Below are 13,424 nucleotides of genomic sequence, written 5' to 3'. Positions count from 1 at the left end.
TAATCAGATTAATTCATCAGCCAAAAACAAAGGCCCCATCACCGGCTCAGGTAAACCAAAGTGGGCAGGATAATCCACCGCAACTAAATATAACCCTTCAGCCTTAGCCGTTGCTGCGGCTTTTGTTCGATCTTTCAGTGCCAGCAGTTCAGCCATCCATTGTACATCCTGATTACCACAGCCAATTTCCAGCAGACTGCCGACAATATTACGCACCATGTGATGGACAAAAGCATTAGCCTTAATATCCACGACAACATAATGCCCGTGACGACTGACATTAATGTGCATAAGATTGCGCCACGGTGAATTGGACTGGCACTGTACTGCCCTGAAAGAAGTAAAGTCATTCTCTCCTAACAGACATTGTGCTGCTTCATGCATCTTTTTCTCATCCAGCGGATAATGAAAATGCGTGACGCCTTTTGCCAATACCGCAGGACGGTAACGATGATTAAAGATGACGTACCGATACCGGCGTGCTGTTGCACTGAAACGGGCATGAAATTCATCATCTACCGCTTTTACCCAACGCACCGCAATATCCGCAGGTAAATGGGTATTAACACCCATTGTCCATGCCGCATCTTTACGCTGTGCCGAAGTTTCAAAATGCACAACCTGCCCTGTTCCGTGAACACCTGCATCCGTTCTGCCTGCACAGAAAACCGCAATTGGTTCATTTGCAACTTTTGACAGTGCTTTTTCCAGACACGCCTGTACACTTCTGACTTCCTGCTGACGCTGCCAGCCATAATAGCGGCTGCCGTCATATTCAATCCCCAGTGCAATTTTCACTTTTTTTGCTTCTGGCACAGACTGGTTCAGTTCTGTATCAGACATCAGTAAAATTGCTCCTGCATCAGTTTCTCTGCGACTTCAACCGCCATTAAAGCACCGCCGAAACGAATATTATCGGCAACAGACCAGAACTGTAACATCTCCGGCATTCCATAATCATTACGCAAACAGCCGATGCTTAACCCATCTGTACCTGATGCGTCAGTCACCTGAGTCGGGAAATCCCCTTCTTCTGAGACCTTAATTTCTTCAAGACGTTCAAACTCGCTGCGAGCTTCTTCTACGCCAACCGGACGCAATGTTTCCACACTCACCATCTGGCCAATACCGTAAAATACAGAAGACTGAACACAGCTCACCGAAACAGGTAAACCTTCATCCTGCAATATTCTGCGAACCTGATCGACAATTCGGCGCTCTTCACGTACTGTCCCTTCCGCATCAGGCAACAAAGGCAATAAGTTAAATGCCAATTGTTTATTGAAATGCCCTTCATCTGGCGGAATGCCATTCAATAAACGGGCACTCTGCCCCGCCAGTTCTTCTATAGCGGCTTTACCATGAACAGAAACCGGCAGGATATTGGTCAGTTGTAAACGTGCAATACCCGCAGTATCAATTAAAGGTTTGATGGCAGTTAACACCTGACTGGCTGCGCTATCTGCAACCGCAACAATATTACGGTTACGGTATTCCGCCAGTGCATGTGGGTTTACTGTTGGCACAACTAATGGAACATCTGGTTCAGCCGCAAACAACCCGCTGCTGTCAATCACCAGACAACCCGCTTCTGTTGCCTGCGCAATATGCTGCGCTGTGACTTCCATGCCTACAGCAAAAAATGCGAGCTGTACCTGTGACCAGTCAAATTCGGCAACATCACGAACGGTGATATTTTTACCATTAAAACGCTGGATTTTCCCGACGCTTTGCTCACTGGCAAGAAGATGCAGTTCACCAACCGGAAACTGGCGCTCCTGTAGTAACGCCAATATCACTTCACCTACTGCGCCCGTTGCACCCAATAGCGCAATATTCCAACCTTCTGACATGTTGGTTTTCTCCACTTCTCTTTTATTTTGCTGGCAGGCAGAGAATTCTGCCTGTTGTTAATTCAAATACAGTTAATTCAATACGGCTAATTCAAAACTTTTAATTAACTGTTTTTAAATGATTTTAGTATTAAACCCAATCTGGGATAGTAATTGAGCACTGCTTTCACAGTCACAATGCACTGTCAGGGAAGACCATTCACGACGTTCTGGATAATTCTTCCGTAGCTGGTCGAAAGCACCAGTCTGTCCGGCTACCTGACGCAGTGGTGCATCATCGCGGCGCACATCATACACTAAATGCATCAGACGCTTCAGGATGCTTTGTGTCACTTCACCACGAACCGTTATATGACTGAAATCAGACTCCGGCAGCAAGTCAGACAGTGTCGTCTTCTGGGGCTGCCCTAAAAATTCACAATACGCCTCAAAAACCTGAGTTGTACCACGGGCTTTGCCTTCCAGAGTATATCCCGCAATATGTGGCGTACCGATATCAACCAGCGCCAACAAAGGTAATGAAAGGTTAGGTTCCGGCTCCCAGACATCAAGTACGGTACGCAATTTTTTTCCGTTTTGTAAAGCTGACAGCAATGCCTGATTATCAACCACTTCACCACGGCTGGCATTAATTAAGATTCGGTTATCCGGTAAGGCAGAAAGCAGTTCTGCATCTGCCAGATGATAGGTCTGATAAGGGCCTGATGTGTTAAGCGGGGTATGGAATGTCAGAATATCGGCCTCGCTGACCAACTTTTCCAAAGGCCAGAATTCACCTTCATCTCCCCGATCTGCCCGTGGTGGATCACACAACAGAGTTTTCACGCCCAGAGCAGTCAGTCGTGTGGCCAAACGCCCTCCGACATTACCAACACCAACAATACCGACCGTTTTATCCTTCAACTGAAACTGATCTTGTTCTGCCAGAACCATCAGCGCGGAGAGCACATATTCAACGACAGCAATAGCGTTGCATCCGGGGGCAGCAGAAAAACCAATCCCAGCCTGCTCTAACCACGGCTGATCAACATGATCCATACCTGCGGTAGCGGTTCCGATAAATTTTACAGCACTACCTTTTAACAGGGACTCATTAACTTTAGTGACAGAACGCACCATAAAGGCATCTGCATGTTCCAGCACTCCCTCAGGCACAGGGCGCCCCGGAATAGCCTGAACTTCTCCTAATTGTTTAAAGAGTTGTTCAGCATAAGGCATATTTTCATCGACTAAAATTTTCACTTTTCTTATCCAACGAGTGAAGTGGGCGTGATCCGTTATTCTGCCATTTTATCGACATAATGCCTAATATCCCTTTATCTTTCTGGCTGACCCTTTATGAGCGGTTTTTCGCAGTTTATCGTTCACTAATTCGTTTCAATTCCCGATCATCCTTTCCTGAAACGTTCAGGTGTTGTTCCGGAAATTTGTTGAAACATAGCAATAAAAGCGGACGATGAACTATAGCCAACATCAAATGCAATTTCATAAACACTTTTTCCCTGTCCCAGCAAGGAAATCGCGTGCAGAAAGCGCAGACGCTGCCGCCATTCACTAAAAGACATGCCTAATTCTTGCTGACAACGGCGTGATAAAGTTCTTTCCGAGGTATAACGCTTCTTTGCCCATGTTGCCAATGAAGTATTATCCGCAGGGTTGTGCTCCAATTCCTGCAAGATCGGCGCAAGAAGTTTATCTTTTGATGAAGGCAGGTAAGTATTCTGACTGGGTGAAAGTTCAAGCTGATCAATCAGAACCTGTACCAGCCGCCGATCTTTTTCGGCATGTGGCCGTATCACCTTACGGCTAAAGAAATCTTGCATAATGGCATTAAAAATAGCACTTAACCGGATAATGCATGGCTGTTGGGGTAAGGATTTGCTCAATTGTGGCGAAATATCGATTATCCAAAACCGCATGGTTTTCCGGTTATAACTCGAATGAACGCTATTTTTCGGTATCCAGATACAAAATTCCGGGGGAGCCAGAAAACGTTGCCCTCCCACCGTCATTTCCATAACGCCGCATACGACATAAATTAACTGGCCGAATGGATGGGAATGCAGCATAAATTCAGTATCAGCACTCAGAGTTTCATCACGAAAAAGGAGGGTGTTGGGCATATCCCAGTCCGGTAACTGCAACATCATTTGGTTAACTCCCTTTCAGAAAATTCATTTTTTATCCAAAAAACAGAGGGGAATTTATAATAATTTGTCCTGATTGCCACATCAGTTGGCGGATTATAAATATATACAATAAATCGGTCACTGCTACACTAAGCACACAATGTTCTACACACACAATTTAACTCAATGAAGAATTTATTATTTCCCCTTATTGCTGTACTGATTTGGTCAGCCAACGTCGTCGTCAGTAAATCCGCCGCCACCGCCATTGAACCCGGCGCTATCGCTTTTTATCGTTGGTTTATCGCGTTTTTGGCTTTGAGTCCTTTTATCTTATTACCGGTACTGAAACAGTGGAAAACGATCATTCCACACTGGTGGAAGTTATTGATTCTGGGTTTGCTTGGTATGGTTCTTAATCAAAGTCTGGTTTACTATGCCGCTCACACTGTCAGTGCAACACTGATCGGGATCTTAACCTCATTAATTCCGCTACTGACGATCATACTCAGTATATTTGTTCTACGGGTCACACCGACTGTTGGCATTCTGATCGGAACCGCTTTTTCACTGTTTGGACTCATATGGTTAGTGGGTAAAGGTGAACCTTCCACTCTGTTACAGAACGGATTAGGAATCGGCGATGTCATGATGTTTATTGCAGCGGCCGCTTATGCGCTGTACGGAGTTCTGACCAAACGCTGGGCAATTCCATTACCCAACTGGCAGGCACTTTATATACAAATCGGGTTTGGCGTGTTATTACTTTTGCCCAATTTTATAATGACAGAAGATGTCCGGCTGACCAGTGATAATATTTCTCTTGTTTTGTTTGCCGGTATTCCTGCTTCAATTATTGCCCCTTATGTGTGGATACAGGGAGTTACCCGACTTGGTGCAAATATGGCATCAATATTTATGAATCTGGCTCCGGTTTTTACCGCTATTATTGCGATTGCAGTACTTCATGAGAAGATGTATAGCTATCATCTTATCGGAGGTGGTATTGTTCTGGTTGGTGTTATTATTGCTCAACAACTACGTACCCCTATTAACAGCTACAGCAAAAAACAGAGAAAAGAATAAAAAGTTAATTATCTGCAAGTTAAATCACTTTCTCATCAGTTATCGCCCTACTTATCTTTGGGCGGTAACTGAAAAACTGAATCATTTTTTCTCCATATAATATTTTTATATAAACGTATTTTTAATCATTCGAATTAAATCTAATTTTTATTGCATTATTAGAACCTGAACCCCATCGAACATATAACCATTGAAATTATTTTACTATTAATATTTTTTAATGCTCCATTCTATTAAATGGTACATTTAAGTCGTATTTTATCAGAAAATAAATATCAGATCGGATTCACTATATTTTCAATAAATTGTGATAATAAAATTCTTGATGAATTTGAAATAGGCTATACATGATATTAAGTGATTAATATCACATATAAACATTTTTCACGGTTAATAAAGGATTTCGGTTCTATAAATAATAATGCACCAGCGTTTTATTGAATTGTCACCTGTACTGGTGCCACATGAGGAATAAAAAAATGAAAAAACTAAAGGCATTATTAGCAACTACCGGTTTACTTTTTTCTATCAATACCTTCGCAGCCAACGCCCCTGACAGAACTGAATGTATCGCCCCAGCGAAACCGGGTGGTGGGTTCGATTTAACCTGTAAATTAGCTCAGGTCTCATTACTGGAGACTAAAACCATTAATTCCCCCATGCGGGTAACATTTATGCCCGGGGGTGTCGGTGCAGTTGCCTATAACGCTATTGTTGCCCAGCGCCCTGCCGAACCGGGAACAATTGTCGCCTTTTCCGGCGGTTCACTGTTAAATCTTGCTCAGGGGAAGTTCGGACGTTACAACGTGGATGATGTCCGCTGGCTGGCAGGTGTTGGTACAGATTACGGTATGATTGCCGTACGTCAGGATTCGCCTTACAAGACCTTAAAAGATCTCATTGATGCACTCCAGAATAACCCTGCCAGTATTGTGTTTGGTGCAGGTGCTTCCATCGGCGGTCAGGATTGGATGAAGACCGCATTACTGGTGAAAGAAGCCGGTATTGATCCACACAAAATGCGTTATGTTGCCTTCGAAGGCGGAGGAGAATCTCTCACCGCCCTGCTGGGTAATCATATACAGGTTTATTCCGGCGATATCAGCGAAGTCTTACCTTACCTGACAAGTAATAAGATCCGTGTTCTTGCCGTCTATACCGATAAAAGACTTGATGGCGTTCTGGCCGGTATCCCGACAGCCAAAGAGCAAGGTTATGACATTGTATGGCCTGTTATCCGGGGTTTTTACATGGGACCGAAAGTTTCTGATGAACAATATCAATGGTGGGTTGATACCTTCAACAAACTGCAACAATCCGATGAATTTAAAAAACAGCGTGAACTACGTGGCCTGTTTGAATTCAATATGACAGGTAAAGAGCTGGATGATTATGTGAAAAAACAGGTTACTCAGTACCATGAAATGGCTAAATCTTTTGGTTTAGCAAAATAACAGGAATTGTATTATGAGTGATCGTATTTTTGCCATTATCTGGTTAGTACTGTGCACAATAGGGCTGAGCATTGGCTGGAGTATCCACAGTGAATACAATTATGAACCATTGGGCCCTCGTCCTTTCCCGATTGCCATTATTTCATTAATGGCATTGTGTGCACTGCTAATGCTGTTCAGAAAACCTGAAATCGTTGACTGGCCTGCTCCACAAGCATTACGCCGTTTATTATTACTGATTGTTTGCCTGACCTTTTATGCCGGAATGTTTGAATGGTTAGGCTTCCCTCTGGCAACAACATTACTGACTGTCAGTATCGCGTTACTATTTAACGCCACTCTTCCCGCCGCAATTATTTCTGGCGTGATCTTAGGTATCTCTCTCTTTTTTATCTTTGATCGCCTGTTAGATGTCACTCTGCCGCTTGGCAGCCTGTTCAGGTAAGGAGATAAAATGGATACATGGATATACCTCACGCACGGTTTTGAAGTCGCATTAATCCCCAAAAATCTGGTTATTGCATTAATCGGTTGTTTTATTGGTACTGTTGTTGGCCTGCTTCCGGGGCTTGGCCCGATAAATGGTGTAGCGATTTTATTACCATTGGCTTTTGCTCTGAAGCTCCCCGCAGAATCGGCTTTAATCTTACTGGCGACAGTCTATATTGGCTGCGAATACGGAGGACGGATATCTTCAATTCTGCTGAATGTGCCGGGGGATGCAGCAGCAATAATGACTGCACTGGACGGGCACCCAATGGCAAAACAGGGCAAAGCCGGGGTTGCATTATCTATCTCAGCCGTCAGTTCATTCTGTGGCTCACTGTTGGCCATTGCTGGTATCATTTTGTTTGCGCCACTTCTGGCAAAATGGTCGTTAGCATTCGGGCCTGCTGAATATTTTGCCCTGATGGTGTTTGCCATTGCCTGTCTTGGCAGCATGATGAGCCAGAATCCGGTTAAATCGCTACTGGCAGCCCTGATTGGTTTGGGTTTAGCCACCGTAGGCGTTGATGCCAATACCGGGGTTTATCGTTTCACCTTCGATAGTGTCCATCTCTCCGATGGTATTCAGTTTATTGTCGTTGTCATTGGGCTGTTTTCCGTCAGCGAAATTCTGCTGATGCTGGAGAGCACTTCTACCGGCCAAAAAGTCATAAGCAAAACCGGAAGATTACTTTTTAATAAAAAAGAAGCTCAGACCTGTACCGGACCAATATTACGTTCATCCGTTATTGGTTTCTTTGTCGGAATATTGCCGGGGGCAGGCGCGACCATTGCCAGCGCAATCACATATATGACAGAAAAGCGGCTCAGCGGTAACAGTGATTCGTTTGGTAAAGGTGATATTCGGGGGGTGGCTGCTCCTGAAGCGGCTAATAATGCCTCTGCATGTGGTTCGTTCATTCCTATGCTTACGCTCGGCGTACCCGGCTCAGGCACTACAGCAGTCATGATAGGTGCACTGACTCTTTATAACATCACACCGGGGCCTGCCATGTTTACAGAGCAGCCGGATATCGTATGGGGATTAATCGCTGCACTGCTCATTGCCAATATTCTGTTGCTGATTATGAATATTCCGATGATTGGGTTATTTACCCGTATGCTGAGTATCCCTCTGTGGTTTTTAGTACCGGTCATCGCCACCATTTCAGCCGTCGGCGTTTATGCAGTACACAGCACAACGTTCGATCTGATGTTGATGGTTGGTCTGGGCGTTTTGGGTTACATTCTCAGGAAAATGAACTTCCCGATGTCACCACTTATTCTGGGATTTGTGTTAGGTGAAATGCTGGAACAAAACTTAAGGCGGGCACTTTCAATCAGCAACGGTAGTTTTGATATCCTTTGGAGCAGTGCTATCGCTCAATCCCTACTGGTATTAGCGGCACTGGTTCTGATTATTCCGCCTATATTGCGGGGTATCCGTAAAAGACGTCAGAAAAACGGGAAGATTTATAGCCAATCCACCTAACTGATGAATTGGCTTTTATTCAGAACGATAAATTTCCGGCTTCAGAAATTCAGAAAATCAGTCCGAATATTTACGCATTACCAAAGATGCATTTGTACCACCGAACCCGAAGCTATTGGACATTACTGTTCTTAGCTCGCGTTCGGTCGGTTCTCTAATAATATTCATACCAAGCGCTTTTTCATCCAGCTCTTCAATATTAATGCTTGGTGCAATAACCCCGTGCTCAAGCATCAACAGGCTGTAAATGGCTTCCTGAGCACCAGCCGCTCCCAGAGAATGCCCGGTCATCGCTTTGGTCGCTGAGATTGCAGGTGTGTTGTCGCCAAATACTTCCCTGATTGCTTCCAGCTCTTTCAGGTCACCAACAGGTGTCGATGTGCCATGCGTGTTTATGTAATCTATTTCGCCATCAATGCCATCCATAGCCATTCTCATACAGCGAACAGCCCCTTCGCCTGAAGGTGCCACCATATCCATGCCATCAGAATTGGCTCCGTAACCAATAACCTCTGCATAAATATGTGCACCACGGGCTAATGCGTGTTCCAGTTCCTCAACAACCACAATACCGCCCCCGCCTGCGATAACAAAACCATCGCGGTTTTGGTCATAAGTACGGGAAGCGCGATCCGGGGTTTCATTATATTTGGTTGAAAGTGCCCCCATTGCATCAAATTCACAGGCTATTTCCCAGCTAAGTTCTTCACCGCCGCCAGCAAAAATAACATCCTGTTTGCCAAGCTGGATTAACTCAACAGCATGACCGATACAATGTGCAGAAGTTGAACAGGCGGAGCTGATCGAATAGTTCACGCCTTTAATTTTAAATGGAGTTGCCAGACAGGCTGAAATGCCGGAAGCCATTGTTCTTGTAACCATGTAAGGCCCGACACCCCGTAAGCCACGGGCGCGCATACCGTCCGCACAGACAACCTGATTGTGCGGAGAACCGCCACCAGAACCGACAACCAGCCCGGTGCGTAAATTAGAAACCTGATCTTCTGGCAGGCCGGAATCTTTGATTGCCTCATCCATAGCCAGATAAGCATAAACAGAAGCATCACTCATAAAACGCTGTGTTTTTCGGTCAATCAAACCCGTTGTATCCAGTTTGACATTTCCCCAAACTTGGCTGCGAAGCCCCATTTCTTTGAATTCTTCGGAAAAAGTTATCCCGGAAAGGCCTTCTTTCAGAGATTTCAGCACCTCTTTCTGGTTATTACCAATACTGGAAACAATTCCCAGACCAGTGATTACTGCTCTTTTCATTAATTACCTCATCAATATGTTTACCTGCGGGATTTCCTACTCGCACTTTAGCGTACACTTGTACGCTGAACAAGTCCGATCAGGTTAAAAATCATGGAACAATTGATCAGTATCAGTTCTTAAGATCCGCAATAGGTGGTGTAACAGACTCAAGCCCGTTAAAATCCCCTATTACTCTTCGCAAAAATACAGGTCTTATTTTGAAAAACAGTATCGTGAAAAACAGTGCTATCAGTAGCGCAACCCTAAGCTGGAATGAACAGGGCACACCTATTTCTGAGCAGTTTGATGATGTTTATTTTTCAAATCAAGACGGGTTGGAAGAAACTGTATATGTATTTTTGAAAGGCAATCATTTTCCTCAGCGTTTTAACACTCACCCCCGTTGTGATTGCGTTATCGCCGAAACAGGATTTGGTACAGGGTTAAATTTTCTGGCGCTCTGGCGCGCTTTCTCCGCTTTCAGGCAGCAGTCACCGAATGCCACATTAAAAAGACTGCATTACATTAGTTTTGAAAAGTATCCATTAAAAACCTCAGACCTAAAAAATGCCCATCAGCGCTGGCCAGAACTTCAGCCATTTTCTGAAGAATTATGTCAGCAATGGCCTTTGCCCCTCTCAGGTTGTCACCGATTAATTCTGGATAATGGTGCGATTACACTGGATCTTTGGTTTGGTGATGTAAATGAGCTATTACCTGAGATAACTTCCGGCCTGAACGGCAAAGTTGATGCGTGGTTTTTAGATGGTTTTGCCCCATCCAAAAATCCGCAAATGTGGAGCGAACAACTGTTCACTTCTATGGCAAAATTCTCCCGCCCGGAAGGCACATTTGCGACATTTACATCCGCCGGTTTAGTACGTCGGGGGTTACAGGAAGCGGGTTTTGATGTCAAAAAAATAAAAGGATTCGGACGTAAAAGAGAGATGTTGATTGGCTCTTTACATCCAGATATTCCCCCTTTCAGCTCCGATACGCCCTGGTTTACCCGCCAGAGTGCAACGTGTACTGATGATATTGCCATCATAGGCGGAGGTATTGCCAGTGCATTTACGGCATTGTCTTTGCTGCGTCGGGGTGCAAAAGTTACTTTATATTGTCAGGATGAACAACCGGCACTGAATGCATCAGGTAATCAGCAGGGGGCATTATATCCCTTACTGAATGGTCAGAATGACCCATTAGAACGTTTTTTTACCTCAGCATTTACCTTTGCCCGTCGCCAGTACGATCACCTGACTTATCAGGGAGTATTATTTGATCACCAATGGGGCGGAGTCAGCCAACTCGCCTATGATGAAAAAACGGATAAAAAAATCTCCGCCATACTGGAAACTACATGGCCGGAGGAAATTGCTATTGGGATGGATCGCCAGCAGCTTAGTCAGATGAGTGGGCTGGATGTCAATTATCATGGTGTTCACTACCCACAAGGTGGATGGCTCTATCCGGGGCAATTGACTCAGGAAGCCATCAAGCTTGCACAACAACTTGGTATGTGTACGCTCTTCAACCATAAAATAATGCGTCTGACTCAACATGAAAACGGCTGGCAACTGCATATTGAACATCAGGGGCAAATGCAGGTTAAAAACCATAAAGTGGTTATCATTGCCAATGGACATTGCCTGCCACAATTTAAGCAAACTGAAAAACTGCCCGTTACCGCTGTGCGTGGGCAGGTCAGCCATATTCCAACAACTAAACTCCTCAGCCAGCTAAAAAGTGTCTTGTGTTACGATGGTTACATGACGCCGGTCAATCCACAGAATCAATACCACTGCATTGGCGCAAGTTATCAGCGTAATTTGCTAAATACTGAGTATTCTCCTATCGAACAACAAGAAAACCGAGATCGATTACTCAAATGTTTTCCCGATGTGGCATGGGTAAAGCAAATCGATATTTCAGAGGATAAATCCCGTCAGGGAATACGATGTGTCATTCGGGATCATATGCCAATGGTTGGTAATGTGCCTATTCTCAATGAGATTATGGAAAGATATGCCAACTTACCTTTACAAATGCAGGCCGGTGAGAAAATAGACGATACTCCCTGCTATTCTGATCTGTTTGTTATTGGTGCGTTAGGGTCTCGAGGCTTGTGCTCTGCCCCTCTATGTGCTGAGTTACTCGCAGGACAAATTTTTGGTGAGGCCCTGCCTCTCGATAATGAAACATTAGCAGCATTAAACCCTAACCGCTTTTGGGTCAGAAAGCTGTTACGCGGCAAAAAGGTAAAAATCGAAAAGCCCTAACTTACACTGATATTATTCGACAATAAGAAAATCAATCTCCAGTCACGTAGATAGGTTATGTGATTGGGGAAGTTATCAATAATTGAATTGCACTTCTTTCATATAATGATGGTACGCTTCATGGCACAACGCTGTTGTGCCGAAAAACCATACTCAATTTCATCTTGTAAAATCTGTTGTAATTCTTCACTCATATCCTGTGACTCCAAGATAGAAAACCCCAGCTTTTGGTAAAAAGGTGCATTCCAGATGACGTGCCGGAAAGTTGTTAAAGTTACAGACTTTAATCGGCGATTTTCTGCCACCTGAATAACTGTTTCCATTAATGCCTTGCCTATACCTTTTCTTTGCCAATTCCCATGCACAGACAGTTCAACAATATGCAATCCACCATCCAGAGATTTGGCCAGAATAAAACCTACAGGAACGCCATTATTATCCAACGCTACCCAGCTATTGTTTTGTACAATATAAGCTAAGTGTTGTTTTTCAGTCTGTACATGCCCATCAGCAATCCAGAATAATTCAGGTATCAAACGAAATAATTGTGCAGCGGAATGCTCAATTATGGCTAATTGATTTATATCTGACACCTGTGCTGGCCGAATAGTAAACATAACACTCCTTAGTCATTAATCAGGATGGGAGCATCAATTTCATTGCGGCAATAATAATACCAGAAAAACCAAACATTATTGTTACCATCCATTTTGTCTGAGATGCTATTTTCTCTAATAGTGCCTTATGTATAGATGACATTTCCCTATTTACAGATGCAATCTCATTATGAATGAGTACCTTTACTGACTCAATATCCGCCTTGGTTGCATAGGTCTTTTTTATAATCCCCACATCTATTTTTAGTTCTGTCACATCGGTTTTTAACTGCGTTACGTCTGACTTTAACTCTTTTACATCTGATTTTAGCTGTGTTACGTCTGACTTTAGCTCTGTGACATCGGTTTTTAGTTGTGTTACGTCTGACTTTAGCTCTGTGACATCGGTTTTTAGTTGTGTTACGTCTGACTTTAGCTCTGTGACATCGGTTTTTAGCTGTGTTACATCTACTTTTAGTTGTGAAACATCTGTCTCCATATTTTCAAATCGTTTTTCTAACATTACATTCATTTCCTTTCTCCCTGTCAGATTGGAAGTACTAAAACTTATTGATTCAGGTAACAAAAAATTTTTATTTTGTTCATTGTAATATCCATATTCACCTTGAACAGCACTGCCCTCAATCCTCATGGTACGACCTCCGAAACATCCTTTTTCTACTCTGTACTTATTACAGAGAATTTATATCCATACTTTCTAAAGTACCGAACGTTTTACTACACGTTAAAACTGATAAAACAACCAATTAATCAAAAATATTTTAATTCATCATG

12 protein-coding genes are annotated in these 13,424 nt (G+C 43.7%); 5 read left to right on the top strand and 7 right to left on the bottom strand.

What is annotated here, in order from left to right; all coding sequences use genetic code 11:
* Window positions 1–3: 3 nt before the first annotated feature.
* The 4 genes from truA to Xinn_RS02360 form a co-directional block, all read right to left on the bottom strand.
* Window positions 4–843, bottom strand: a complete 840-nt coding sequence (gene truA, locus Xinn_RS02375) for a tRNA pseudouridine(38-40) synthase TruA (protein ID WP_086956147.1) — start codon at window positions 841–843, stop codon at window positions 4–6.
* Window positions 843–1,853, bottom strand: a complete 1,011-nt coding sequence (locus Xinn_RS02370; protein ID WP_086956146.1) for an aspartate-semialdehyde dehydrogenase — start codon at window positions 1,851–1,853, stop codon at window positions 843–845. Before Xinn_RS02370 ends, truA begins: the two co-directional genes overlap by 1 nt.
* Window positions 1,854–1,967: 114 nt before the next feature.
* Complete coding sequence (pdxB, locus tag Xinn_RS02365) at window positions 1,968–3,095, bottom strand: 4-phosphoerythronate dehydrogenase PdxB (RefSeq protein ID WP_086956145.1); 1,128 nt, start codon at window positions 3,093–3,095, stop codon at window positions 1,968–1,970.
* Between the two features lie 146 nt (window positions 3,096–3,241).
* A complete protein-coding gene (locus Xinn_RS02360) occupies window positions 3,242–4,003 on the bottom strand; it encodes an AraC family transcriptional regulator (protein WP_244590116.1) in 762 nt (253 codons plus the stop codon).
* A gap of 165 nt (window positions 4,004–4,168) precedes the next feature.
* On the opposite strand from Xinn_RS02360, the gene Xinn_RS02355 reads away from it, so the two are divergent.
* From Xinn_RS02355 to Xinn_RS02340, 4 genes are all read left to right on the top strand, one after another.
* The gene (locus Xinn_RS02355; protein WP_086956144.1) at window positions 4,169–5,068 is read left to right on the top strand and encodes a DMT family transporter; all 900 of its coding nucleotides are present in this window, start codon (window positions 4,169–4,171) and stop codon (window positions 5,066–5,068) included.
* A 464-nt stretch (window positions 5,069–5,532) separates the two neighbouring features.
* Window positions 5,533–6,522 carry a Bug family tripartite tricarboxylate transporter substrate binding protein gene (locus Xinn_RS02350; protein WP_422645987.1) on the top strand — a complete coding sequence of 330 codons (990 nt, stop codon included), beginning with the start codon at window positions 5,533–5,535 and terminating at the stop codon, window positions 6,520–6,522.
* Window positions 6,523–6,535: 13 nt separating this feature from the next.
* On the top strand, window positions 6,536–6,967 hold the full coding sequence (locus Xinn_RS02345; RefSeq protein ID WP_086956142.1) for a tripartite tricarboxylate transporter TctB family protein: 432 nt from the start codon (window positions 6,536–6,538) through the stop codon (window positions 6,965–6,967).
* A gap of 9 nt (window positions 6,968–6,976) precedes the next feature.
* A complete protein-coding gene (locus Xinn_RS02340) occupies window positions 6,977–8,500 on the top strand; it encodes a tripartite tricarboxylate transporter permease (RefSeq protein ID WP_086956141.1) in 1,524 nt (507 codons plus the stop codon).
* A 57-nt stretch (window positions 8,501–8,557) separates the two neighbouring features.
* Here the strand turns inward: Xinn_RS02340 and fabB are convergent, their stop codons facing one another.
* Entirely contained in the window at window positions 8,558–9,772 is a 1,215-nt protein-coding gene (gene fabB / locus Xinn_RS02335; protein ID WP_086956140.1) for a beta-ketoacyl-ACP synthase I, read from the bottom strand.
* A gap of 215 nt (window positions 9,773–9,987) precedes the next feature.
* Between fabB and mnmC the strand changes: the two genes are divergently transcribed.
* Window positions 9,988–12,033 (top strand): bifunctional tRNA (5-methylaminomethyl-2-thiouridine)(34)-methyltransferase MnmC2/FAD-dependent 5-carboxymethylaminomethyl-2-thiouridine(34) oxidoreductase MnmC1, encoded by a 2,046-nt coding sequence (mnmC, locus tag Xinn_RS02330; protein ID WP_086956619.1) that lies wholly within the window; start codon window positions 9,988–9,990, stop codon window positions 12,031–12,033.
* 98 nt (window positions 12,034–12,131) lie between these two features.
* Here mnmC and Xinn_RS02325 read toward each other — a convergent pair whose 3' ends face one another.
* The gene (locus Xinn_RS02325) at window positions 12,132–12,650 is read right to left on the bottom strand and encodes a GNAT family N-acetyltransferase (protein ID WP_086956139.1); all 519 of its coding nucleotides are present in this window, start codon (window positions 12,648–12,650) and stop codon (window positions 12,132–12,134) included.
* A 19-nt stretch (window positions 12,651–12,669) separates the two neighbouring features.
* Complete coding sequence (locus Xinn_RS02320; RefSeq protein WP_086956138.1) at window positions 12,670–13,281, bottom strand: hypothetical protein; 612 nt, start codon at window positions 13,279–13,281, stop codon at window positions 12,670–12,672.
* Between the last annotated feature and the right edge of the window lie 143 nt (window positions 13,282–13,424).

The organism is Xenorhabdus innexi, from assembly GCF_002632485.1.
Taxonomy (GTDB): Bacteria; Pseudomonadota; Gammaproteobacteria; order Enterobacterales; family Enterobacteriaceae; genus Xenorhabdus; species Xenorhabdus innexi.
Note: the sequence above shows the minus strand (reverse complement) of the source record. Positions and strands in the feature narration are given on the sequence as shown.